A 23,824-nucleotide genomic window follows, 5' to 3' on the forward strand; every position below is an offset into this window, starting at 1 on the left:
CTCAAAATCAGGTTAATTCTAGGCGAATCTTAGGTTCTCGCTTGGCTTAAGAGGGGGTTGGCGACTCAGGGCGGCGGGCCAAGCGTTGGTAGGTATTCCAGGCTCCTACTGCCAGCAAAAGGGCCAGCAGCAGCACTAACCAATAGCGGTATTGCCACAACAAAAGCTGCCAACTGAAGCGACCGGGGTAGCGCACTCGATAGCCTGCCGGCGTGAGATCCCAGCTCTGTACTTGGGTGAGATCGGGGGCAGCGGCATAGGCGGTGAGCACGTTTCCCTGTAGCTGGTTGGCCAGGCGGGTGCGCGGATCGGCAAGGCCGCGGCTGAGGCGCTCTGCCAAAGCCGGGTCAGATCCCCACCAGGAAAGCCAAAGGTTCGGCTTACCTTTCAGGAGAAAGTACTGCAAAAGGCCGAGGTTTTCTTGAGGCTGAGCGGCCAAGGCCACCTGCTGGTTGAGGGGATTGATGATTTCAAACTGGGATCCCAGCCGGATGGGGCTATTAAGCTCCACCTGATCTGGCCCAGCCACGATCACCTGCCAGGCAAAGTTCCCCGTCTCCAGGTTGGCTTCCTCTTTGGGCAAAACCTCAAGGGTGGGCAGCAGGGGTCGGGCAGCCAGCCGGCTGAGGGCACCGACCAGGTAGGCGGCAGCCGGCAGCAGTTGGGGATCCCCCAGCCCAACCCGTCCGGATCCCTGCAGCACCGCCGGGATCTCCTGCAGCTCGCCGCTAGGGGCTTGGTAGCCGCTCCAGAGAAGGCCAGAGCTATCGGAACGCACTTGCAAAGTCAGCGGGGTCAGGGATCCCTGGCAATTACCGGGGCTGGCGCCATAGTCAAAGCGGAGCTCCAGTTGATTAAAGCGGCGCAGCAGGCGGGTGGGCAGGGTCACAGTTTCGTTGAGCTGGGTGCGCCCGGTTAGGTTGTAGGTGCGCAACAGAACGCCATTTAAGAACACGTAGCCGGTGAGACGATCCCCCACCCGGCCATCGACCGGGTTCATGATCACATCCAGTTGCGCCGCCAGATCCCGCGGTCGTCCCCCTAATTGGGACAGGCTGAAGTTGAAGACCAAAGACTGGCTGCCAAACCCCCGCAGCAGCGGATCCACAATACCCAACTCCCGCAAGCTAAGGCGGTTGGCCCTGGCCGAGGTTTCCAGCTCCGGCACTGCAGCCACCTGGATCCCTCGGCTCACCAGCCCTGCTCGCTTCCACTCTTCATACAAAGCTCGAATGGCCTCTGGGCGAGCCGCCACCCGCAGTCGGGATCCCTCTGGAGTAACCTGATGCTGCAAGTGGGGGGTGAAGTCCGCCGGCTCCAAGATCACCTGTGGCCCTTGCGCCGGACGATTGCTCCACAGGATAGGCGTTTGCGGAAACAGATGAGAAAGCAAGCTGTAGAGCCAAAGGGCTGCTTCCGCCGCTTCAGGAGTGAGGTCAGCCGGCACTACCAAAGTAACCTGAGGATACAGCCGGCCCAGAAAACCGGCCACCGTGGCATCAGGAACGAGGGGCGCCAGCTCAAAGAAACTGTCCCGCCCCACCGTCAGCAGCAAATTGCCGGTATTCAAGTCGGCGCAAATATCGTCGCTGATGCTCAGGAAAGGCTGCACCGACAAGGTGATAAAGCGCTCGCCAGCGGCCAAGCTGGGGATGGGCACCCGCACCACCGGCTCCTGCCGCAGATCTTGCACCAGGAAGATACCCGCCAGCTCGTCATTGATCAGCACCCGCACCGTGGACGTAGGTTTCAACACCGGCGAGGGATCCAGGCGCAACTGCACAAAGCTGGCCTCGGGGTCAAGGCCGTTGAGGGGGGCAGGGACAGTAACATCCAGGCGCGGGTTAGCTCCTTGCAGCAGCACCGAGCGGTCGTAGCCCAGCCTTTGCAGAGAAATGACTTCCGCTGCGTGGACAGCCGTCGGCCCGCAACACCAAAGCAAACTGGCAACCCACAAAGCCCACTGCCTTGCCTTCTGCGTCACCTTGACCCCCTCTTGCTTATCCCTCACTTGTCTAGTGCAGGCAAGCCCCTTGGCCTACCTGACCCAAGTTTGCCCAACATGCAGAAATCTGTAAGCTTTCGGGGTCTGTACGCACAAATCGTGGATTCGGATGCCCAGGGGATCCCTTTACTGGCGGGCGTAGTCGTCCTCAAAGCGCACGATGTCGTCTTCCCCGAGGTATTCCCCGTTTTGCACCTCGATCAACACCAAGGGAAGGGTGCCGGGGTTTTCCAGGCGGTGCTTGGTGCAGGGGGGAATGTAGGTGGACTCGTTGGAGCTCAGCAGCATCACCTCTTCTCCACGGGTAACCTTCGCTGTGCCCCTGACCACGATCCAGTGCTCGCTGCGGTGGTAGTGCATCTGCAGGCTGAGCCGATGGCCAGGCTTCACCTCGATGCGCTTGATCTTGTACATCGGGCCTTCATCCAAAACCCAGAAGGATCCCCAGGGACGGGTCTCTGCTTGAGAGGGCACCAGCTCAAGCGCTGGAACTGCTGCATCATTCACGCCCCGCACAGCCTGCAACATAAGATCATGTCCTTGCAAAGTCGTCCCCATCCTCTCTCAGAATCCGAGACCTCCTCATCGACAATATGGCTGAATTGGCCTACGCCAAAACTCGTAGATAAAGTCTCTCAGGCCAGGGAATGCTAATCTAGCCCTGTGTCCAGTTCCCAGACACGTCAGCCCATCCCCATACTTTTTCTGAAACTTGTTCTCATCAGACAACTCTTAAGGCTTGATTCGCTGTTGAATGAGTTGCCTTCTAACTTCTTGAAGTCGTTAAAGCAACCCATGTTTCTCACCAAGCTCAGGGCTTTCTTGCGGCTCTTCGCGTCTACCGGGATCCCGTTTCTGCTGCTGGCTGGCCTTCTGTGGGGTTTGAAGGAAGGCTGGAGCTGGGTGAGCTTGGAGATGCAGTTTCTCGGCTACAAGGGATCCGTGGCCGCCTTGGGGCCGGATCCGCGCCTGCCCATTGTGGGCACCACCTTTCCTCCCTTGCTGGTGCTGGCTACGGCCATTCTGGGACAATCCCCGCTGTTGTTGCAGACTGTCTTCGGCTCTCTGGTGCTGGGCTGGGTGTGGCGGCAGTTACGCCGTTTGCCGGTGGAGGTGGGATGGTGCTGGCTGTGGGGTTTGTTGATGGTGGTGCAGCCGACTTTGATCTTGATGCTGCTGCGCAGCCCTGTTTGGACAGCCACAGCAGGGTTGGTGGGGGTGAACATGGCCCTGCTGTTTCCCTTGAGTAAAGAGGAGCAGGCCAGGGCAGAGACTGGGGCGGATTCTGGCGAGCTGCCCATTGCGCTGCGGCTACTGCTCATTGGGCTGGCGCTGGGGCCCCTGATGGTGCTGCGTTGGGAAAGTGGGTGGCTGCTGCCCTGGGTGGCAGGGATGCTGCTGTTGGCTTTTCGCAAACAGTCCTGGGGTTTCCGGCTGACGGCGGTGCTGGTGGCGGGGTTTATCAGCCTGACCCTGATGTTGAGCTGGCTGTATGTGAACTGGCTGTCGGTGGGGGATCCCTGGGCTTTTACCTACCAGGTGGACAGCGGTCTGCGGCTACCCCAATTCCGGGAAGCTTTACAGCAGGCCGGGGGATGGCAAGGTCTGGTGCAGGCCCTGCAGTGGTTGGGGATGTTGGCGCCCGCTTATTTCATCCTGGGTGTTGGAACCCTCCTGGGCTTTGGGGCTGGCCGCTGGGTTTGGGCCTTGACCTGGGGAATACCCCTGGTGATCTTGCTGGCCTCCCTGGGGCAGGGGCTGTTTTTGCCGGAGCTGAGCCGGTTTGGCCTCTTCTGGCTGCCGCTGCCTTTGCTGATGGGCGCTTACCTCCACAAGGGACTCGGGCCAGGTTGGGCCAAACGCTTGGTCATCACCGCTCTGCTGGGGTTGAACTGCCTGACCAGCGGCTATGTGCTCACCCAGGAACCGGGGTTCTTACCTCCCCTGGTGGCCGAGGAGCGGGATCTCTGGGAGCGGCTGGTGGCAGGGGTAGTGCCCCTTAGTGGCGAGTTGGAAGCTGCCCAAAACCTGTATGAAGTAACCTCTGCTGGGCAAGCCCTAGAAGACTGGCGGAGGCTGCGGCAGGAAAAGCGCCAGGTTGGGCAGTATCTCTATCGCCACCTGTTGCCCGGGCAAAAAGTGCTGGTGGACGACGACATCCACTTTGAGGCTATCTTTTGGGCAAGGGATCCGCGTCCTTTCCTCACCCCTCACCAGTACGAGTTTTCCAAAGCGCTGCAAATCCCCCAGGAGGAGGTGGACTATCTCTTGGTGGCAGGGTCGGCGGATCCATTGCAGAGGTCGGATCGTCTCCTGCAATTCTGGCCGCAACTGGCTTTTGAAGGGCTGCCCAACTTCGTGGAGGTTTACAGCTCCCCACAAGTGCGGCTGTGGGCACGCCGGGAGAAAACGGAGAGCGTTGAGAGCAGTTGGTGTCATGAACATGCGGCAGCAATTCCATCGGATCTTGGGCCGGCGGCGGGTTCTACAGATGGGGGGATCCCTTCTGGCTGCCTGGGGAATGGCCGGCTGTGGCCAGGGGGGGTTTTGGCCGCAAGAGAGGCGGAGTTCTGACAGCCCTGAGACGGGGAACATGGCTTTGCGAGAGCTGCTGGCCCGCTGGCAGGTGGGCATAGGGGAGGATCCGGGCCGGTTTCTCTGGGAGATCGAGTCGGATCCGCAGGTGGCAGCGGTGGCGCAGGGATGGGATCCCCATTTCCTGAGCGGCTGGCTCAACAGCTTTGATCACCGCCAGGGAGATCTCTCCTTTTGGCGCAACTGGCACCAGGCCGGGCTTTTGCGGCAGTGGTTTGAGCGGGGCTATACCCTCCACATCATCACCTGGGAAGACGACACCCACCGCCCCTGCGGCGATTACCACATCTCCAAGCAGTTTGTCCAGGATGTAGCCGAATTGGCCGGCTATATCGCTCAAGCCAACCCCCAAGGCCGCCCTACCTATTGGAGCCTGGCCACGGAGTTTTCCTATTGGCGGATCCCAGCAGATACCTACAACGCCGACACTGCTTTCTACTACCAAGCCCTAATGCGCAATGTCCTCACAGCCCGCCAAGCCATCAAGGAGCGGCTGCCGGCAGCCGAAGTAGCCCTGTGCTGGGGGGGCTGGATTGCCACCTTTGACGACCCTTCCCGGGGGGCAGGCCGCAGCATGGTGGAGCCCTTTGCCGAGACCCTGAGCCGGATGGACGGGATCGCCTTCCAGTCGATGCGCCAGCGGCGGCCAGGGGAGTTTAACCCAGAGCTGAACGGCCCGGATCCCGGTAACCCAGAGCAAATCCGCCTCTGTTGCCGCCTGTTTTCCCCTATCCACTCCAACCTGATGTTGGCCCACTACGAGCCCTCCATCAAAGACAAGCACCCCAGTGGCGGACGGGCCGACACTGTCCATACAGACTTTCAGCTCATGAGCCAGCCGGAGTGGCTGCAGGAAGTGTCTCAACTGGGGCTGCGGCGCTTTTCCCTCATGCACTACGGCCTCTACAAAGGGGATCCCTATGGGGCGCTGACGGCAGCGCGGCAATTCCGGGCCCGGGTGGGCTTGCCGGCTGCCACCGCCAGTTAGCAGTCGTTCTAGAGCTGGTTTTGTCCCGGATCTTGACCCAAATCTTGATCCTAGGGATACAATCCCCCTGAAGCTGCCGGGATCCCTGCCATGGAGAAGCTGAGATTTCTAAGGGCAAGCCTGCTGGCGAGTCTAGTGGTTAGTGCAATGCCGCCGGAGCTGCCGGCCTGGGCAGGATGCGGTTTTCCCCGCGGTGCCGGCAAGACTTTTTTTTCGCTGCAGCCGGAGGTCTATCGGCCTCGCACCCGCTTTGATCAGGGGGGACGCCTGCAGCCGGCCCTTTCGGAGTACGGAGAAACCCGCCTCAACCTTTTCGCCGAGACTGGCCTTAGCGATCAGCTCACTCTCAACCTCAACACCAGCTACGTTTTCATCGAAAATCGCTTTGCCAGCGGGGCTGACACCGTTACCCAGCGCAACCAGGGCCTACGGGATCTGGAGCTGGGCCTACGTCATACTTGGGGAAACGGGGATCCCTTCTTCTCGGCTCAGCTAACGGCCTTGATCCCGCCCGGATATGCCACCCAAGACATTCCCCTGCCCTTGGGGTACGGCGTCTTCGGCTATGATCTCAAAGTTGGGGCGGCAGCCAATACCCAGTTGGGATCCCTGCCCGCCTTTTTCGACTCCTGCCTCACGTTCCGAGATTACTTGGGCTATCCCGGGGATCGGGTCAAGGCCAACCTGACCTTCGGGGCAGACCTGACTCCTGAGCTGCAGGCCATCCTGGCCCTGGATGGGGATTTTACGTTGGGCAACGGCGCGCCTTTGTTGTTCGGGGATTTGGCCGTTCAGGATCCCGACTACGACAACCTCAAGCTTTCGGGCCAGCTCAACTGGCGGTTGGAGGGAGGGTTAACGCTGGGCTTGGGAGGGTTTCAATTCTTGACCGGCCGCAACACCAATGCCGGCGGCGGCTTTACCGGCTATGTGTGGCTAAGTTACTGAAACCAAACAAAATGTTGCAGGATATCCCCTACGGTAACAGGGATCCGCAGGGGCAGATCTAGGATGAGTCTTGGCAAACTACGGCCCGGAGAACGGATCCCATGTCTCGATTTGAGAACCTCATTGCCGCCATCGATGGCAGCGGCCCCACTGAGCAAATGGTGCATACCCTTCTGTCTCTGCCGGCCTTTGCCCAGTGCCACGTGACATTGCTGCATGCGGTGCCTTCCCAGACCTCTGCCGAGGAGATGCGGGCTGCCTGGCAAAAGGGGCAGGAACTGCTGGCCCAAACCCTGCAGACTTTCCCCCCCCGCCCAGGGCTAAAGATCAGCACGCAACTGGTGGAAGGGGATCCCAAGGTGGTGGTGCTGCAGGTGGCCGAGTCCCTGCCCAATCCGCTGATTGTCATGGGATCCCGGGGGCGCAACCGCATCATGGCCATTTTGCAGAACTCGGTGAGCCAATATGTGTTCCAGCTCGCCTCCTGCCCAATGCTGCTGGTCAAAGACGACGCCTACGTCAAATACCCCAGCCATGTCATGGTGGCCCTCAACAACTCCCCCGCTGCCCAGGCCGCCTTTGCCACGGCCCTTGACTTGATCTCCGGCATTCAAGGGGCCCAGATCTTCCTGGCCTCTGTGCAGTTGGATGCCGACAACCCAGGCAGAGATGAGGCTCTAGATCGGGCAATCGATACCCTCAAAAACCGGCAAATCGGCCACCAGGTGTTGACGGCTGTCGGGGATCCGGCTACGGAGATTGTCCGCCTGGCTGAAGAAAGCAAGGCCGATCTGCTGGTGATGGGATCCCCTGACCGCCGACCTACCATTGCCCGCAGCATTCCCGATTTGGATCGGCTGTTGGGGCGTTCCATCTCTGACTATGTGCGGGTGCACATCGGCTGCCCAGTGCTGATGGTGCGTTCCGTCCAAGACAGCGACTGAGCCAGGCTTCAAGGCAGTATGGAGCGGCGCTCTGTAACTCGGTCACTCTGCTGCTGACGATCCGGGCTGACGGCCCAAGCTTCAAAGATCAGCTCAGGGACTCCGGGAGGGATGGTCATGCGGGTGAGGGCTTGCCACTGCCCCTGCTCGTCACGGGAGAAGTCCAGCAACCAGCGGGGGCCATCCACCAACGAGCGGGTGCGGCCATGCTTGACCCAAAACTTGATCCAAAAAGGGGCTTGATGGCCTGCAGCAGGGTTGGTCGTGGGGGGCAAGCGCAACACCACATCGAAATTGTCTCCGGCTCGGAGTTGCTCGGGCACCACCAGTTGGGGAGTTGGACAAACCCCAGGCGGAGCGGGGGGCAGCAGCGAGTTTTCAGAGGGAGCTACAGGGCTACTCGGGATCCCGGCTGCCGCTTGCGTTGGCAAGATGGCCTCAGCTTGGGGTGGTGGGGAAGGGGAGGAGATGGGCGATGGCAACTCTGCCGTCTCTGCTTCGGGTAGGGGCTGAGCGGAGGGGTTGGGCGCAGATGGCAGGGGATCCTTTTCCGGGAAGGAGCGGAGGGCTTGGGTCTCGGCGGGCTGAACGGGCGAAGCTGAGTCCTCCTCTCGCTGTTGCTCGGCAACGCTGACGGAAATGGGGGCGCTGTGTTGCCAGATGCGCAACAGCTTTTGCAGGGTGCGTTCGGGAGACAGCAAGGTTAAGGGGGGGTCTTCCCGCAACCGGGCCAGTGGGATGTTTGTTGCTCCCCAATACTGACGCGGAGGGGAGGCGGGAGGCAGCTCTCCGCCTTGTTGCTCCGCAACGCTGACGCGAAGGTCTCGACAGCGGACGGAAAACGGAATCGTCAAGGGCTGGGAAGGCCGGTCTGCATCCCGCCAGGAAGAGGGAGTGAGGGCCAGTTCTCCCCGCAAAGGACGGGCCCACACTTGGCTGGGCAGGGTGATGGGGATGCTGAACACCGCCGTCCGCGCCCCCGCCGGGAGTTGAATTTGCCGTTGTCCCTGGAAAAGCGGCCTCTCCTCCCCTTCTGGCCAAACCTGTACCCGCAGCTCGCCGCTGCAGCCGATCCGCCCCGTCAACACCAGCACCTCATCCGGGGATCCCTCCAATTCACTGTGCATTAGGGAAAACAGCTCTGGCGGGATGGCGACCTCTTTTTTCTGGGGGGGCTCAAACCCGGCCTCTTCAGCCACCGGGGCGGGGATCCCTCGTTCCGGCTCCAGAGGGGCAGGCACAACCTGAAAACGGAGACAATTGTTTAACTCGGTTTCGCCGAACAGTTCTGCGATCAAGTCGGCATCTCGACAGTGCAATTCCCAAAACCCAGGGGTGAGGTGGCTGGCGGGCAAAATAATGCCGATCCCTTCATCGTTGGTGCGCACAGAACGGGTTTGGACTTGTGGGGGAGTCGGGGCGGTGTCAGGGCCCTGATTCTGCGACGACAGAGGACGCTGCCGGACTTCCACCGTGATGGTGAAGTGGGGCTGAGGCGAACGGGCAACAATGGTGTAGGTATCTTCTTCCAGAACTGCGCCCTCGGCTGGTACCGGCTGCCAGTCTTCTTGGCCGTCGCGCCGAACCCAAAAATTCAACATGGCTCCATCACCTTAGGTGCTCCGCACTGCTGACCCGAATGGGATGCCAGATACTTAACCAGATCGGCTTGCAAAAGGGTTTGCTGTTGCCCTGTAGGCAGGTGCTTAAGCTGTACCTCTCCGGCCACAGCTTCTGCATCCCCCAGCGTAACAGCCCAAGTTGCGCCGCTGCGGCTGGCCCGTTTGAACTGCTTGCCAAAGGCGCTTCCGCTCAGATCCAGCTCGGTGCAGAAACCGGCTCGGCGCAGCGCTTGAGCGATCCGGAGGGATTGGGCCTCAGCCTTCGCCCCACGGGAGATCACGTAAACCTCGACCGATGTTGGCGGGATCTCCCCTTGCTTCTTTTGCAACAGCAGCACCAGCCGCTCCATGCCGATGGCCCAGCCCACCGCTGGGGTTGAAGGCCCGCCCAGCTCTTCCACCAAGCCGTCGTAGCGACCGCCCCCACAGACGGTACTCTGGGATCCCAAGTCAGGTGAGACGATCTCAAAGGCGGTGTCGGTGTAGTAGTCCAGGCCCCGCACCAAGTAGGGATCCAACTGGTAGGGAATATCCAACATCTGCAGGTGAGCTTGCACCTGCTCGAAGAAAGCCCGCGATTCTGGGCTGAGGTAATCTGGCAGCTTGGGGGCCCCCTCGGCAATCTCGCGGGTGCGGGGATCCTTGCTATCCAGAATGCGCAGCGGGTTGCGGGTGAGGCGCTCTTGGGAGTCGGGATCCAGCTTTTCCCGCAAGGGAGTGAGGTAGTCCACCAGGGCCTGGCGATAGGCCCGCCGATCCTGCAGATCCCCCAGGGAATTGAGCCGCAAGCTCAGGTTCTCCGCCCCCACCGCTTGCAACAGCTCCCAGGCCAAGGCGATGACTTCCGCATCGGCGCGGGGATCCCGGCTGCCCAGCAGCTCTACCCCCAACTGGTGGAACTGGCGTTGCCGCCCCGCCTGGGGACGCTCATAGCGAAACATCGGCCCACAATACCAGAGGCGTTGCACATCTCCAGCCGTTTGCAGCCCGTGCTGGATGTAGGCCCGCACCACACCTGCTGTGTTCTCTGGGCGCAGGCTCACCTCTTGCTCGCCACGGGTGCTGAAGGAGTACATCTCCTTGCCCACCACGTCGGTGGCACTGCCAATGCTGCGGGCAAAGAGCTCCGTCAACTCCAGGATGGGGGTGCGAATTTCTTGGTAGTTGGCCCGTCCCAGGATCTCTCGGGCGCTGGCTTCCACCTGCTGCCAGAGCCGCACCTCCTGCGGCAGAATATCTCGGGTGCCCCGCACCGCCTGGATCATCTCCATTCTCGTTCTCCCTCCCTGGGGTGGGCCTGGCCGCCTGCTATGCCAATGGCTGTTCTCGTCAAAGGACTCCGTCCCGCTGACGCAAACGGCCTAGTTATTGATTATCGGCGACAACACTCCCCGTCGCTAACGAAGCCCAAGGGCTCTGAATCCAAGCTCCAGTCCAAAAAGGACTCCGTCCGAGTGGCGCGAAAGGAGTAGGTGGCAGCAATTTGGCTGGTGGCAACAACAGCGGCGGTGGTAGCTCGCAAGATGGTAGGGCCAAGGGAGACGGACACTCCCCCATATTCCTCAGCCTGCCGACGTTCGGCAACCGTCCAGCCCCCCTCTGGGCCGATGGCTATGGCCAAGACGGGATCCCTGAGCTTTGGCAGGGCTTGCACCAGCGGGGGCGCTTTGTGCCGAGCCACGGCTATACCCCACCAAAAGGACTCCGTCCGAGTAGCGCGAACGGCTTGTAGCTCCGCCAGCCAACTTGTCCAAGGGGTGGGGGGATCGACCTGAGGCCAGCGCAACCGCTCACATTGTTCTGCGGCCTCCCGCACAATTTTTTGCCAGCGTTCCTGCCGCCCAGATCCCGGTTCCAACACGGTGCGCTCCGTCAGCAGGGGAGTAATGCGCGCCGCCCCCAGCTCGGTAACCTGGCGGAGCACCTCGTCAAACCCCTGCCCTTTGACCACCGCCAAGCCCAGATGCAAAAAAACGGGCAATTCCCGCGGCAGCACCTCCACCTCGCCCACAATTTGGGATCCCTGAGCCTGCCAATGGGCCGCCCACAGCTTGCCTGAGCCGTCCAAAACCAAAAAGAGATCCCCTGGCCTGAGGCGGCGCACCCGCTGCAAGTAGTGCTGTTGCAGACCAGTTAAATGGAGAACACCGCTGGGATCCCGCTGCGCTGGGTCAATCGCCAATCGGGGCAAAGCGCTCAGGTCATGCGTGCGTTCAGACAACACCATTCCCCCCGTCGCCAGAGGGCTGCCACCACCCATTCGTTGGCCTCCAGCATCTCCGCCACCAACTTGGCCTGCTCGATGAGGATGCCGCTGAGGATCAGCCATCCCCCCTCCTTCACCACCAGCCGAAACTCCGGGATCATATCCAGGATCACATCTGCCAGGATGTTGCACACCAGCCCATCCACCATTTCGGGAATATGCTCCAGGCTGCCCTGAGCGACCACAATGCGATCCGTCAGGCCGTTGAGATCGCGGTTGTGCATCGTGGCCTGCACCGCCAGGGGGTCGATGTCCACCGCAAATACCCGCTTCACCCCCAGCAGGGCCGCCGCCAACGACAAAATGCCGGATCCACAGCCCACATCCGCCAGCGTCGCCGCCGGGGGATCCCCTCCCCAGCTCTCCAGACGCATTTCCAGCGACTCCAGACAGAGCTGCGTGGTGGGGTGAGTGCCCGTGCCGAAGGCCATACCGGGATCCAGCCGCAACAGGTGCCGACCGGGGTGAGGGGGCGGATCCAGCCAGGCCGGACAAATGAGCAACTTATCCCCGATGGGTTGGGGCTGCCAGTGCTGCTTCCAACTGCTGCTCCAATCTTCCGCCTCTATGCGTTCCCAGCGCAGCTTCGGAACCCGCTGACCGGCAATGAGGGCATCTTGCTGCAGGCGCAGGGAGAGGGCTGCCAAATCCAAGAGGCTGACGTGAGGCCAAGGCAGATAGGCGTGAATGCAGACCTGATCTTCGCCGTGGGCTTGGCTGGTCATGCCCCGACAGCCAAAATTCTCCAGCCGCCAAAAGATCAGGTCTTCTTGGGCAGGGGAGGCGATGAGACTGAGATCCCACCAAGCACCAGCGGGGTCCAGCGCTTGTGCGGGCGAAAACGGAGTGGGATTGGCAACAGTTCTGCTCACAGGGATCCCTTCACAAACCTAAAGGAAAACCAAAGTGATGGCTAACAAGATGGCGCTCCAAGTCGCTAAGCCAGCTACACACAATGCGGTACTTTATATCAAAAATTGCAGCACTCTACTCAATCCATAGTTTAGGCTTTAAGAGCCTACTCCAGCTATCCCGGCTATCCTAGGATTTGAAGGCTTACGCCGTCGGTTCAGCAGCGAAAAAAGGGGGGGAGCCCCCCCAATTGGGGGATGACCCTCAGCGGCTCTTTGGATGACCAGCTCAGCCCTGTGAGATAGATTAAGTCCAAAAGCATTGAACAAGAATTGGATGCAGCGTTGACATTCGTTCCGAGCCTCAGTGATTTTGCGGATAGATGGGGTTTGGCTAGGGCGTACTGAGCAACGATGTAAGGATGAAGAAAGAGCAATGCAGGTGGCGAGGTCGATGTCAATTGAGCAGTCAGGGCAGCAGCCGAAGGTAGCTCCTTGGGGGATTACCAGAGGGGAAAGGGCTGCCCATGAGGATCCCCAGCCGCTCAAAGTCAGCACCCGCAAGGACTCCGTCCCGCTGACGCGATCCGCTCTGATGCGGCGTTTTAACCAGAGCTTTCCGCCTTTTTACAGCCAGTTTGTCAGCAGCGAGGTGCAGGCCCAAAATCTGCGCTTGGCCTACGCCCTCTACCAAACCCGCAAGGCGGTGGTACAGATGCAGGACGAATGTCGCAAGACGGTGGTTTGTCTGGCCTACCGTAATCGACCTTCCCTGCTCAGCGATCTGTTTGGGGTGTTCACCGCTTTTAATCTCTCGGTGCACGGCATCCATCTCTATGGGCAAATCTACTCACCTCACCTGGTGTTTATCCGCACCATCGTCTCCCGCGATGGCCACAGCCTATCTTCCCAAACCAAGCTCAGTCTAGAACGGGCTATTCACGAATGCCTGGCGGGTGTGTTTCGCGTTCATGAAACCTTGGCGCTGGAGTTTGATCTCAAGGCCGGACTAAAAGACGTGCAGGTTTCTTTTTATTTTGACCCGGTGTTTCATTTGCCCACACTTTTGGTGGATGTGGACAACCAGCCGGGCGTGTTCTACCGGGTGATGACGGTTCTTGCGCAGGAGGATTTGACCGTTGTTAACCTCAATTTGATGCTCCGCCGCAAGCAAACGCGCTTCATTTTTTACTTGCTAGGGCCGGATTCAACTCCAACCATGCCGGAGTTCTTAGGGCAAAAATTGGCCTTGAGCATCCAGCAGCGGCTGCAAGGGGATCCCGCCTAGATCTGCACGGGACTGGGAGGCAAGTCAAAAAGGACGGTGTTCATGTAGCGCTCTGCCCAGGCGGGGCCAAAAGCTTTTTCCAAAACGCGGCGGGTGCGGTCGTTCTGCTGTTGCTGGCTGCAATAGCGCTGCTGCCCCTGGTAGTGGGCCAAAATCTGGCCGGGATCCGTCTGTGGGGGGATCTGCTGCGCCAGCCGGCAGTGAATTTCCAGGAAACGGCAGGCAAAGTGTAAAAAGCGCTCGGCCTCTGCTTCGTCGGCAGGACGCACGAACAGACAGTAGGGAGAAAAAATCGTGCCCCACTCCGGCAACCGGCGCCGGTGTTGGAAAGGGACGAGATGGGATCCCAACGCTTCCAGCTCCTGGATATAGAGATCGGGCAAGCTGGGGGTCACCGGCGAGAGATCGACAATGGCGGCGCTCACCTGTCCGCGACCGACCACAATGTCGCAACCGAACAGCGGCAGCGGGTACTGCGGCTGCGGAAACATAACGCAATGGAGAATGTCCAGGCTTTGCCCGGCCTGGGCCAGCTCCAGGTGCAGTTTGCGAAAGGGATCCCCTTGGTAGCAGCGGTTTTCAATTTGCAATTTCTCACCCTCTAGGCGGCCTTCCACGTAGCCCAGATCTTCAGGCAGAGGATAGGGGGCTAGGGTGAGGGTAGATCCCCAAACGTTCAGGATTGCCTCAGATAAGCCCTGAATGAGCGGATGCAGTTGGGCAGAGAGAGCAGGAGCGGTGAACATAAGACCCCAAAAGAAAGGCTGAGAAACCCGTCCACGCTTGAGGGGTGGCCCCCTTCAATTCTTCAAAAGTGTCAAAAGTGCTGTGCCCAAGGCAGGGGAACTGCACCGCTGACCTGAAGGGATTGGGCGAAAGCTTCGACCCATTAAGCATCACCTCCAAGTACAGCCCATCTCTGTCCGATAGCCGGTACGTTATCGGATTACATGGTAACGGAAGGGGTGGGATTCGAACCCACGGTGACCTTGCAGTCACAACGCTTTTCGAGAGCGTCACAATCAACCACTCTGTCACCCTTCCAGTCTGCTGTAGGGCTTTACTATCTTAACGGCAAACCGAGTGTCGCGCTCTGCCCCAGCCTCAAAGCCAAGCTTGTCTCCTCCCGCGGGATCCGGTTGATGGGAAAGTGCTCCGCACCGCTGGCGGGAACGCCCAGATGAGATCATAGGGATATGGCTGCTCTATCCATTCACCACTTTCGCCAGGCCAAACAGGCGGGTCAACCTTTGGTGGCCCTCACGGCTGCCGACTACGCCACCGCTCAGATTTTGGATCAGGCTGGGATCGACTTGATCCTGGTGGGCGACAGCTTGGCCATGACCCACTTGGGGTATACCAGCACCCTGCCCCTGACGCTGGAACAGATGCTCCATCACGCCCAGGCGGTGCGCCGCGGGGTAGAACGGGCCTTTTTGGTGGCCGACTTGCCCTTCTTGACTTATCAAGTCCACAAAGAACAAGCTCTCCTCTCAGCAGGGCGGTTGATGAAGGAGGCAGGAGTCAACGGGGTCAAGCTGGAGGGGGGCTACCCCGACATGGTGGAAACGGTGGCCTTTCTGGTGCAGCGGGGGATCCCGGTTTTGGGTCATATCGGCCTCACTCCGCAGGCCAAACATCAACTGGGGGGCTATCGCCAGCAGGGAAAAAACCCTCCAGAGGCCGAGCGTCTGCGGCAAGAAGCCCTCAGCCTGGAGCAAGCAGGAGCATTTGCCCTGGTTTTGGAGCACATGCCGGCGGAATTGGCTGCCCAAATCTCAGCCCAGGTGGGGATCCCAACCCTGGGCATTGGAGCCGGGCCGGCTTGCGATGGTCAGATTTTGGTCACCCACGACCTGCTGGGGCTGAGCGAGCGGCTCCCCCCTTTTGCCAAGGCCTATACCAATTTGAGACAGGCGATCCGAGAAGCAGTGGAAGCTTTCGCCGACGATGTTCGCCAAAAAGTATTTCCCCCCCGCTGAAGGGATCCCTTACCCATTCAAAGCTTGGGCAGAGGTGCTATGCCTACGGCACCTCATACTGCTACCTACTGCTACGCAATGCTTATGGGAACGGGAACCGCACCGCTTCCGTCAAGGCTGGGCAAGGATAGGGCGACCTCAGGGATCCCTGAGCAGCACCGTCCCGGTCACCGCAGCACTTTGACCCAACCGGTCGAAGACCCGCAAGCTGAGCAGGTAGGAGCCGGGCACCAAGCTCAGGGGAGGGCGAATGCGGAAGCGGGTTGTACAGAACACCTCTCCAGACACACAATTCACCTGGGCTGCCGATAGCGTCTGCACCTCGATCCCTGACCACGACACCTGAAACGCCAGCTCCGCCGGGATCCGGCCCGGCACCGATACCGAAACCCCCAGCTCCAAAAAGCCGTTCCGATGTACCACAGAAGGGATATCGCTGCTGGTGATCAAAGGCGGCGGCGGAGTACTGGCCGTCAGCGCATCGGCACCACAACCGACCAAGGCCACACCCAGCAGGCCCAGCACCCATCCCCAAGGTTTGGATCCCAGCTTCATCACAGGGTTCATCTGAAAACTCACCTTCTCAGTATAGAGGGCGGGGGCAACAGAGTTAGTGTTGGTTCTGGGAAAAGCTAAAAATTTACACTACAGATAGTGGCGAGCTGGATTTTCATCCAGACCATCTGCTACAGTAAGGCCCATAACCTGTCGAGCAGCCTGGATATGGAAGGGGAAGAGGAGCTAAAAGCCTTGCGGGCGCGGGTGCGCAACCTAGAGCGATCCCTCGCCGAATCGGAAGCGCTGTCGCTGCAGCAGATTGAGTGCATCCATCGCCTGGAACATCAACTGCTGGAAGCACAGGCCCAGATTCAAGAGCGGGATCAAGCTTTGCAAGCGTGTCAAGAGGAGAAAGCGCGGCTGGCCCAGCGCCCTACCCCAGAGGCTTTTCAGCTTCAGCAACAGCACATCGAAGAACTGCAGAATCTCCTGTGGGAAATGGAGCGCCGTCCAACGCTGGAGCACTACCACATTCTGCAGCAGCAGTTGCAAACCAGTCAGACGGAAATTGAAACCCTCAAGGCGGAATTGCAGCGGCGCGTCGATCCGGCCCGATTTTACCAACTGCAGCAGGAGCTCCTGGAGCTGAAACAGCAGGCCAACCAATTGGGAGAATACGCCGTCAAGTTGCCGCAGGTGCAGCTTTTGCAAGCCCAACTGCAGCTCCGTGTACAGCAGCTAGAGGAGGAAAAAGCACAATTGCAAGCGCAAATCCAAGAGTTGGCTGCTCGACCTTCTGCACAAGAACTGGAAACCCTACGGGCGGAGCTAGAGGCTGCCCACCGCCAAGCGGAAGCCGAATGGCAGCGTTTGAAGACCCATCTGGAAACCGAAAAGGCACACATGGAAGCTGACCTGAACACCGCCCGGAAACGTATTCGCGAACTGGAAGAGCGTCCTACCCCAGAGCAATGGGCACGCTTGCAGGCGGAGCTGGATCATCTGCGCCAACAGGCCTCTTTTGCCAAGGCCGAGCGGGCCACCTTGCTGGAAGAGCTGCAGCAGAGTCAGCGGCAGCAGGCCGAGCAAGCCCAACAGATTGCCAAGCTGGAAGCGGAAGCAGCCCAGGCCGCCCACCTCAGGGAAACAGAGTCCTCACAGGCGCAGCGAATCCTTGCCCTGGAGGAGCAGGTGCAGGCTTTGACCCGCGAGCTTGGTGCTTTGCGAGCCGAGCGGGATCAGCTCATGCAAGAGTTGGCCCAGCGTCCCACCCTTGCCCAGTGGCAGGAAGTTCAGCAGCAGGTGCAGGACACCCGAGAAAGCCTGGAAGCAGCCCGGCGGGGGCGAGAACTGGCCGAGGCCCATCATCTGGTCAGCCAAAAGCAAATCGAGAAGTTGCAGCAGCAGGTGATGGCTTTGAAAACCGAGTGTGTGCAGGCCCACGCCTACGCGCAAACCCAAGAAAAGGAAGTGGCCCTGCTGCAGCAGCGCAATCAAGAACTGGAAGAGCAACTGGCCACACTGCGTCAGTCGGCCTCCGCTTCCCCTCAGCCAGCGGTTGTCGAGCCCAGGTCGAATCATCGGGCCCAGGAACGGATTCCTGCCGCGGCTGACGAGTCTGCTCCTTCCCCGGCCACCACCTGGAGAACACCCACCCCAGGGATCCCGCCGCTCACCCTGGACGAGCGGGAAGAAAGTGCCCCGCTCGGCTGGCGCCAACGGACAGAAAGGCTCCTGAAACGCTCCGCTTTGGCCGCTTCACGGGCAGGAGGGGAAACGGGCAGTCGCAACCGGATTGAGTTGCCGACTTTTGTGCAGCGGCGGCCCTACTGAGCGCTCCATTCTCGGGGATCCAACCGTTCTCCAGCTTGAAAACGAGGCCAAGCCCAGCGCAACAGGGCTCCCAGCTGGGCATGAAACCGCTCTGGGGCAAATTGCAGAGCATGGGCCCGAATCCGCTGCGGATCCCATTCCTGTCGATCCGCCTGCCGCAGCCCTTCCACCAACGCTTCCACACTGGCTTCGGGGATGAGGATGCCGGTTTGGCCGTGGATGACCGTCTCCCGGACACCTCCCCGGTTGAGGGCAACCACAGGACGACCACAGGCTTGCACCTCCACCGGCACCAGGCCGAAATCCTCCTCCCACGGGAACAGCAGCACCCGGCAATGGGCCAACAGCTCCTGCAGACGGGCTTGCGGTTGATGGGGCAAAAACTCCACCTGCGGCCCCGCCAATCGCTTGAGCCGAGGGAGCTCCGGCCCTTCTCCCACAATCAGCAGACGACGACCCAGCCGTTCACAGGCGGCAATTGCCAGATCCACCCGTTTGTAGGGCACCAATCGGCCCGCCACCAGGTCGTAATCGCCACTGGGATCCGCCACCGGCTCAAACCCCTGCAGCGGAACGGGCGGGTAGATAACAACAGCCTCGCGGCGGTAGAGCTTGGCAATGCGGCGGCGAATGTGCTGGGAGTTGGCGATCAACAGATCTGGACGTTGAGCTGCCAGAAAATCCCACTGGCGCAGGCGGTGCAGCAGCCATTGGCTAATTGTGCGAATGGGCCCGATTCCCCCCAACCCTTCTCGCTGCAGATACAGCTCCCGGTTCTCCCACAGGTAACGGGTGGGGCTGTGGATATAGCTCAGGTGCAGGGTAGAGGCTCCCGTCAGGATCCCTTTGGCAAAGGCGTGGCTGCTGGAGATCACACAGTCATACCCCGAAAAGTCGAAGCTCTCGTAGGCCAACGGCATCCAGGGCAGCAGATACTTGAGGCGGGCGTGGTAGTCAGGGCGCAACACCCCCAGCCACTTGGCCCAGCCTTGCAAAAAAGAGGTGTGAATCGACAGCTCCTGCCAGCTCGGCGGCAGGGTGTGAGCCGAGAAGAGACTAACGTAAAGGGGGGCCTGTGGGGCAAAAGCCACCAGCTCCTGCAAAACCTTTTCCGATCCCCCCGGCCAGATCAGGTACTCATGCACCAGGGCCAGGCGCTCAGGCCAAGCGGGATCCCGGCTGGGAAGAGTGGGGACAGCCACAGGAAGGGATCCCCAAGGGTCAGGCACGGTCAGGACTGGGCAGAGCGGCGTTTTTTGCCAATTGGGCCGCTCACCTGCTTGGCCTTCTCGTCAATCCGCTCGTTGATGTAGTTGTAGATTTCCCGAAAGCGAGGCAAGGCCCGCATCTCCAGGCGACTGCCATCCTTGAGGGTGAGCACCATATCTCCCCACACGCCCAAGCCCCGTGGCACCATGACCACCTTGGCGATCTCGCTGTAGATCACGTCTGAGCGCTCCTTGCCGCCCCACCCCCCGATCACGGTGATGCGACGATTGGTAATCCGATAGTGTACCCACAGCTTGCGCACCAGTGCCCCCACAAACAGAGGCAAGCCGACAAGCGTAGCCCCAATGAAGGAGTTCAGCACCAAATCGCCGCTGTGGGGGCCACCCTCAAAAAAAACCTCCTCTTGCACCGCCATGCCGAGCACCACCCAGTTGTTCAGAGGGTTACCGTTAACGATCTTAAACGATTTCTCAGCTTTCCCCAACTGGGTCTAACGGCAGGTTCGGGATTGGTTGACATTCTCCCTGCCCCGGAGGGCAAGGGTTCTTTCCCAGGTCGCAGGATGACTCCCACTTCCTGGGCTACCTCATCCTTACGGATGAAGGGGGATGCCATGACCCCAACCACTGGGATGAACTCCCAGATACTTCTTCTGTTGACACTACGCCCTATTCAAGTTGGCGGAGTTTGCTCAGCACCACAGCACAAAGCCGACCTCAAGGGCGGGGCCTGCAACCCAGTTTTCTTGGTCAACCTGTTGTTGCCTTGGCACAGGAAATTTTCTGAAAATGCCGGGCCAACCCCGATAGGCTTAACTGCCTGGGTAGAGCGGTGTGCCACAGCGTTTGCAGAATTGGGCATCCCCATCGTGTTGGGACAAACCGCACCCTGGGCAGGCCCATTGCACCGAGTTGCCGCTTTTCACCAATTGTTTGATCAGCTCCCCCACTTGCCAGGGAATTAGAGCGATCCCCGTCAGGATCATCAGCACCGTCAGCAACCGACCCAGCTCAGAACTGGGGGTGAGATCCCCAAACCCCACCGTGGTCATGGTAACGACGGAAAAGTAGAAAGCATCCAAAAAGGTGGCAAAAACACCAGGATTCACTGGATGTTCTACCTGATAGATCAGCCCAGAGTAGACGAAAACAATGGCAAAGAGGGTGAAGAAAATGCGCAGCAAAATGCGGCTATCGGCGGAGATCACTTGCCCAAACAGGGTTTTGCCCTCTACCAGGCGCAGCAGCCGCAAAATGCGAAACCAACGGAAGATGCGAATGAAGCGAATATCGGTTAGCCCGGCAAAAAAAGGCAAAATGGCGAGCAAATCGATGAGCGAATACAAGCTCACGACATAGCGCAACTTCTGCGGGGCCGCTGCCAGTCGGAGCAGATATTCCACCACAAACAAGCCGAGAATGAGGCGATCCACCCGCTCCAGCCAAAGACGTACCTCAGGGGGAATGGGATAGGTTTCCACCACAAAGAAGGTGGATGAACAGAAAACCAACACCGCCACCAACAAATTCACCCAGCGGCTTTCCGGGGTGTCTTGATCCCCCCAATAGCGCCGAAGGATCCCGGAACGGGCAAGATCGAGATCAGTTGGGGTGGGGGCCTGTGAGGGTACAGTGGTCACAAACAGGATCCGGCTGGGAAGATATCGGGAGAGTTTCCTTTCGGCGCCCACTCGTCGGCGCATATCAGGCGCACACTAACTAAGCTAATGGAAACTAGCTCATGGAGCGAACTTCCATCCAGCAAACGTCCAGGCTTTGGGTGTTGAGTCGATGTTGCCTCCTATCGTACTGGCCTCGCAATCCGCTGCCCGCCGCCAATTGTTAAAGGCTGCCGGGATCCCCCATCGCGTTCAACCCAGCTACTTCGACGAAAGCCAAATCCAGAGCTCTAATCCGGTGGAGCTGGTGCAGAAGCTGGCCTCGGCGAAAGCCGAAGTGGTGGCGGCCCAGCAACGGGAGCCCGTCTTGGTTGTGGGGGCCGACTCTGTGCTCTACCTAAATGGCGAGATCCTAGGTAAGCCGCCCAATGCCCTAGAGGCGGAACGGCGCTTGCGGCAAATGCGGGGCGAAGTGGGAGAGCTCTACACAGGCCATGCCTTAATTGACACGAAGCAGAACCGTCGCCTCACCCACTATGCGGTGACGCGGGTGTTTTTTGCCAAGCCCAGCGACGAGGAGATCCGCGCCTATGTGGCCACCGGTGAGCCTTTGGCCTGTGCCGGCTGTTTTGCCATCGATGGTCGTGGCAGCCTGTTTGTGGAGCGGATCGAGGGGTGCCCTGGCAATGTGATCGGGCTGAGTTTGCCCCTGCTGCGGCGCATGATCCAGGAGTTGGGCTATTCCCTCACCGATGCTTGGAGCTAGCCGTCGAGGTGTTGCTTGAGCAGGTCGTTGGCCAGCTTTGGATCCGCCCGTCCCTGGGTTTTTTTCATCAATTGCCCGACAAAGTAGCCGAAGAGCTTGGTTTTGCCCCCCCGATACTGCTCCAGTTGCTCGGGGTTTTCTGCCAGCACCTCGGCGATCATCTGCCCCAGAAGATTGCTATCCGAGATTTGGGTCATGCCCTTAGCTTCCACCAGGGCGCGGGCCGATCCCCCTTTTTCCAGCAGTTCCGGCAGGATCTCCTTGGCGATTTTGCTGGAGATGGTGCCCCGCTCGATGAGGCCAATCAGCTCGGCCAGGGTTTCCGGCTTCAGGGCAATGTCGGGATAGTCCAGCTTGTGGGTGTTGAGGTAGCTGGCGATGTCGCTCATCATCCAGTTGGCGGCTGCTTTCGGGTCGGCACCGGCGGCGATCACGGCTTCAAAGTACTCGGCAGTATTGCGCTCGTCGCTGAGGTAGCGGGCATCGTACACCGAGAGACCGTACACCTCCTGGTAACGTCGCCGCTTCACACCGGGCAATTCCGGCAGCTCTGCCCTCCAGCGGGCCTTTTGCTCTTCGGTAACGCGAATCGGCGGCAGATCCGGCTCCGGGAAATACCGATAGTCGCTGGATCCCTCTTTCTTGCGCATGCTGATGGTGCGCTGGCTGTTTTCTTCCCAGAGGCGGGTCTCTTGCACGATCCGCTCGCCTGCCTCCACAGCCTTGACTTGGCGGTTGAACTCGTACTCGATGGCCCGTTGGATGGCGTTGAAGGAGTTCATGTTTTTAATTTCCACCTTCGTGCCAAAGGTCTCGCACCCCAGCGGACGTACCGAGATGTTCACATCACAGCGCAGGGATCCCTCCTGCAGGTTGCCATCGCACAGCCCGGCATAGCGCAGGATGCGGCGCAGCTCTTGCACGTACTCTGCCGCTTCTTCCCCGCTGCGGATGTCCGGCTCGCTGACGATCTCGATGAGGGGAACCCCCGCTCGGTTGAAATCCACCAAAGAATAGCTGGATCCCGACAGGCGATCGCTGCCAGCATGTACCAGTTTGCCCGCGTCTTCTTCCATGTGCAGACGGGTGATGCCGATGCGCTTGGTGCGACCGTCGCTGAGCTGGATCTCGATCCAGCCGTGGGTGGCAATTGGCAGGTCGTATTGCGAGATTTGGTAGTTTTTGGGCAAGTCGGGGTAAAAGTATTGCTTGCGGTCGAACTTGCTGTAGGGGGCAATGGTGCAATTCAAGGCCAAACCGGCTTTGACCGCGTACTCCAGCACCTTTTCGTTCAACACCGGCAGGGTGCCGGGCAAGCCCATACAAATCGGGTCGATATTCGTGTTGGGGGGAGCGCCAAATGCCGTCGCGCTGCTGGAAAAGATCTTGGAGCGGGTGCTGAGCTGGCAGTGAACTTCCAACCCGATCACAGCTTCATATTGCACTTTGGCGGGGGCAGCAACAGTCATGGGATGGGAAAAACTTGCGGTGTAACCATTCTAGTGCGACCTTGGGGGATCCCAGCTCATGGGCAGTTTCTGAGGACGGCAGCTCAGAACCAGCGGACGAAGCTGAAGTGCTGCAGGTCAAAGAAATCCTTGGAACAGCCAAACTCCTTCAAACGGTAGGGCGAATCTCAAAGGTGGCTAGACCTTCCGGCGGCTCAGAACGTTGCTCAACGGCCTCCACAACCGAACCGGGGCTGCCCTGTTGGCACCAGCGCAGCATCGCCTCCACTGCGGCAGGGGATCCTTCAAAAACAGCCTCTACACGACCATCCCGCAAATTGCGCACCCACCCTTGAACACCCGCATGGAGAGCCATCGCTTCGGTGTGGGCTCGAAACCCCACGCCCTGAACCCGCCCCCGTACCCAGACGTGAACGCGAACCCTGTCACTCATGCCGACGGGGATCCCTCCGTTGTGCTGCAGGGTTCTGGCGGCTCGGTCGGCTTCGCCGGGGTCTCTCGCCGATCCAGCCATTCCACGAGAACGTTGACAAGGACAATCAACCCCAGGATCCCCAGCGAGATCCCACAGGCATACCCAATCGCTTGCCACAGCACGGAAGACATGAACCCAACCTCACGAACGCTTGTGCAGAGGATCCCACCCTTCAAGCACCTTAACAGATGCCGGATCCCCAGCGACCTACGGCCCGCTTCGCGAGCATCCATTTTGACCCTTCCAATCCCAAAGGGTTCCCCGCCAGCTCAAAATCTCTGCGCTCGAAAGTTAACAAAACGCGCGGAATTCCCCACCCTCTGTAGGGTGGGGATGGATAGCGCCACTGGATTTGTGGAGCACTCAGAACTAGGACAGGTGGGGGTAGGATAACGCATATGGCAACCAGAAGGCAGACCTTTCGACTGTATCCCAGCAAAGCTCAG

Annotated in this window: 22 protein-coding genes and 1 tRNA gene; 8 read left to right on the forward strand and 15 right to left on the reverse strand. The window is 59.8% G+C overall.

Annotated features, from left to right (window positions below):
- Positions 1–46: 46 nt before the first annotated feature.
- Entirely contained in the window at positions 47–1,984 is a 1,938-nt protein-coding gene (locus NW816_RS01105; RefSeq protein WP_414407937.1) for a cellulose biosynthesis cyclic di-GMP-binding regulatory protein BcsB, read from the reverse strand.
- Positions 1,985–2,131: 147 nt separating this feature from the next.
- Complete coding sequence (locus NW816_RS01110) at positions 2,132–2,533, reverse strand: cupin domain-containing protein (RefSeq protein WP_414356659.1); 402 nt, start codon at positions 2,531–2,533, stop codon at positions 2,132–2,134.
- Between the two features lie 267 nt (positions 2,534–2,800).
- Between NW816_RS01110 and NW816_RS01115 the strand changes: the two genes are divergently transcribed.
- The 4 genes from NW816_RS01115 (at position 2,801) to NW816_RS01130 (ending at position 7,480) form a co-directional block, all read left to right on the forward strand.
- Positions 2,801–4,579 carry a hypothetical protein gene (locus NW816_RS01115; RefSeq protein ID WP_414407938.1) on the forward strand — a complete coding sequence of 593 codons (1,779 nt, stop codon included), beginning with the start codon at positions 2,801–2,803 and terminating at the stop codon, positions 4,577–4,579.
- Positions 4,497–5,588, forward strand: a complete 1,092-nt coding sequence (locus NW816_RS01120) for a hypothetical protein (protein ID WP_414407963.1) — start codon at positions 4,497–4,499, stop codon at positions 5,586–5,588. Before NW816_RS01115 ends, NW816_RS01120 begins: the two co-directional genes overlap by 83 nt.
- 135 nt (positions 5,589–5,723) lie before the next feature.
- Positions 5,724–6,536, forward strand: coding sequence for a hypothetical protein (locus NW816_RS01125; protein ID WP_414407939.1), 813 nt, complete (start codon positions 5,724–5,726; stop codon positions 6,534–6,536).
- A gap of 101 nt (positions 6,537–6,637) precedes the next feature.
- Complete coding sequence (locus tag NW816_RS01130) at positions 6,638–7,480, forward strand: universal stress protein (protein ID WP_414407940.1); 843 nt, start codon at positions 6,638–6,640, stop codon at positions 7,478–7,480.
- Positions 7,481–7,488: 8 nt separating this feature from the next.
- On the opposite strand, the gene NW816_RS01135 is transcribed toward NW816_RS01130, so the two are convergent.
- From NW816_RS01135 to prmA, 4 genes are all read right to left on the reverse strand, one after another.
- Positions 7,489–9,081, reverse strand: coding sequence for a hypothetical protein (locus NW816_RS01135; RefSeq protein WP_414407941.1), 1,593 nt, complete (start codon positions 9,079–9,081; stop codon positions 7,489–7,491).
- Positions 9,075–10,373, reverse strand: coding sequence for a histidine--tRNA ligase (gene hisS / locus NW816_RS01140; protein WP_414407942.1), 1,299 nt, complete (start codon positions 10,371–10,373; stop codon positions 9,075–9,077). Before hisS ends, NW816_RS01135 begins: the two co-directional genes overlap by 7 nt.
- A 101-nt stretch (positions 10,374–10,474) precedes the next feature.
- On the reverse strand, positions 10,475–11,329 hold the full coding sequence (locus NW816_RS01145) for a 16S rRNA (uracil(1498)-N(3))-methyltransferase (RefSeq protein ID WP_414407943.1): 855 nt from the start codon (positions 11,327–11,329) through the stop codon (positions 10,475–10,477).
- Positions 11,299–12,192 (reverse strand): 50S ribosomal protein L11 methyltransferase, encoded by an 894-nt coding sequence (gene prmA, locus NW816_RS01150; protein ID WP_414407964.1) that lies wholly within the window; start codon positions 12,190–12,192, stop codon positions 11,299–11,301. The genes NW816_RS01145 and prmA overlap by 31 nt, the downstream gene beginning before the upstream one ends.
- 481 nt (positions 12,193–12,673) lie before the next feature.
- Here prmA and NW816_RS01155 point away from each other — a divergent pair, with 481 nt between their 5' ends.
- A complete protein-coding gene (locus NW816_RS01155) occupies positions 12,674–13,507 on the forward strand; it encodes a hypothetical protein (RefSeq protein ID WP_414407944.1) in 834 nt (277 codons plus the stop codon).
- On the opposite strand, the gene NW816_RS01160 is transcribed toward NW816_RS01155, so the two are convergent.
- Positions 13,504–14,253 (reverse strand): phycocyanobilin:ferredoxin oxidoreductase, encoded by a 750-nt coding sequence (locus tag NW816_RS01160; protein WP_414344751.1) that lies wholly within the window; start codon positions 14,251–14,253, stop codon positions 13,504–13,506. The two genes, NW816_RS01155 and NW816_RS01160, sit on opposite strands and share 4 nt — an antisense overlap.
- A 211-nt stretch (positions 14,254–14,464) precedes the next feature.
- Positions 14,465–14,551: transfer RNA gene (locus NW816_RS01165), tRNA-Ser, on the reverse strand.
- A 152-nt stretch (positions 14,552–14,703) separates the two neighbouring features.
- Between NW816_RS01165 and panB the strand changes: the two genes are divergently transcribed.
- Complete coding sequence (panB, locus tag NW816_RS01170) at positions 14,704–15,489, forward strand: 3-methyl-2-oxobutanoate hydroxymethyltransferase (RefSeq protein WP_414382350.1); 786 nt, start codon at positions 14,704–14,706, stop codon at positions 15,487–15,489.
- Positions 15,490–15,627: 138 nt separating this feature from the next.
- Here the strand turns inward: panB and NW816_RS01175 are convergent, their stop codons facing one another.
- Positions 15,628–16,056, reverse strand: coding sequence for a hypothetical protein (locus NW816_RS01175; protein ID WP_414407945.1), 429 nt, complete (start codon positions 16,054–16,056; stop codon positions 15,628–15,630).
- 156 nt (positions 16,057–16,212) lie between these two features.
- Between NW816_RS01175 and NW816_RS01180 the strand changes: the two genes are divergently transcribed.
- The gene (locus NW816_RS01180; protein ID WP_414407946.1) at positions 16,213–17,820 is read left to right on the forward strand and encodes a hypothetical protein; all 1,608 of its coding nucleotides are present in this window, start codon (positions 16,213–16,215) and stop codon (positions 17,818–17,820) included.
- Here the strand turns inward: NW816_RS01180 and NW816_RS01185 are convergent.
- The 3 genes from NW816_RS01185 to NW816_RS01195 form a co-directional block, all read right to left on the reverse strand.
- Positions 17,814–19,022, reverse strand: coding sequence for a glycosyltransferase (locus tag NW816_RS01185; protein ID WP_414407947.1), 1,209 nt, complete (start codon positions 19,020–19,022; stop codon positions 17,814–17,816). The two genes, NW816_RS01180 and NW816_RS01185, sit on opposite strands and share 7 nt — an antisense overlap.
- Before the next feature lie 29 nt (positions 19,023–19,051).
- On the reverse strand, positions 19,052–19,465 hold the full coding sequence (locus tag NW816_RS01190; protein WP_414407948.1) for a PH domain-containing protein: 414 nt from the start codon (positions 19,463–19,465) through the stop codon (positions 19,052–19,054).
- A gap of 396 nt (positions 19,466–19,861) precedes the next feature.
- Positions 19,862–20,689, reverse strand: coding sequence for an ion transporter (locus NW816_RS01195; protein WP_414407949.1), 828 nt, complete (start codon positions 20,687–20,689; stop codon positions 19,862–19,864).
- A 151-nt stretch (positions 20,690–20,840) separates the two neighbouring features.
- On the opposite strand from NW816_RS01195, the gene NW816_RS01200 reads away from it, so the two are divergent.
- Positions 20,841–21,434, forward strand: coding sequence for a Maf family protein (locus tag NW816_RS01200; RefSeq protein WP_414407950.1), 594 nt, complete (start codon positions 20,841–20,843; stop codon positions 21,432–21,434).
- Here NW816_RS01200 and gatB read toward each other — a convergent pair.
- The 3 genes from gatB to NW816_RS01215 form a co-directional block, all read right to left on the reverse strand.
- Positions 21,431–22,903 (reverse strand): Asp-tRNA(Asn)/Glu-tRNA(Gln) amidotransferase subunit GatB, encoded by a 1,473-nt coding sequence (gatB, locus tag NW816_RS01205; RefSeq protein WP_414407951.1) that lies wholly within the window; start codon positions 22,901–22,903, stop codon positions 21,431–21,433. The two genes, NW816_RS01200 and gatB, sit on opposite strands and share 4 nt — an antisense overlap.
- A gap of 148 nt (positions 22,904–23,051) precedes the next feature.
- On the reverse strand, positions 23,052–23,336 hold the full coding sequence (locus NW816_RS01210) for an acylphosphatase (RefSeq protein ID WP_414407952.1): 285 nt from the start codon (positions 23,334–23,336) through the stop codon (positions 23,052–23,054).
- Positions 23,333–23,509 (reverse strand): hypothetical protein, encoded by a 177-nt coding sequence (locus NW816_RS01215; RefSeq protein WP_414407953.1) that lies wholly within the window; start codon positions 23,507–23,509, stop codon positions 23,333–23,335. Before NW816_RS01215 ends, NW816_RS01210 begins: the two co-directional genes overlap by 4 nt.
- Between the last annotated feature and the right edge of the window lie 315 nt (positions 23,510–23,824).

This window comes from Synechococcus sp. W55.1, assembly GCF_047461655.1.
In the GTDB taxonomy this organism is placed as follows: domain Bacteria; phylum Cyanobacteriota; class Cyanobacteriia; order Thermostichales; family Thermostichaceae; genus Thermostichus.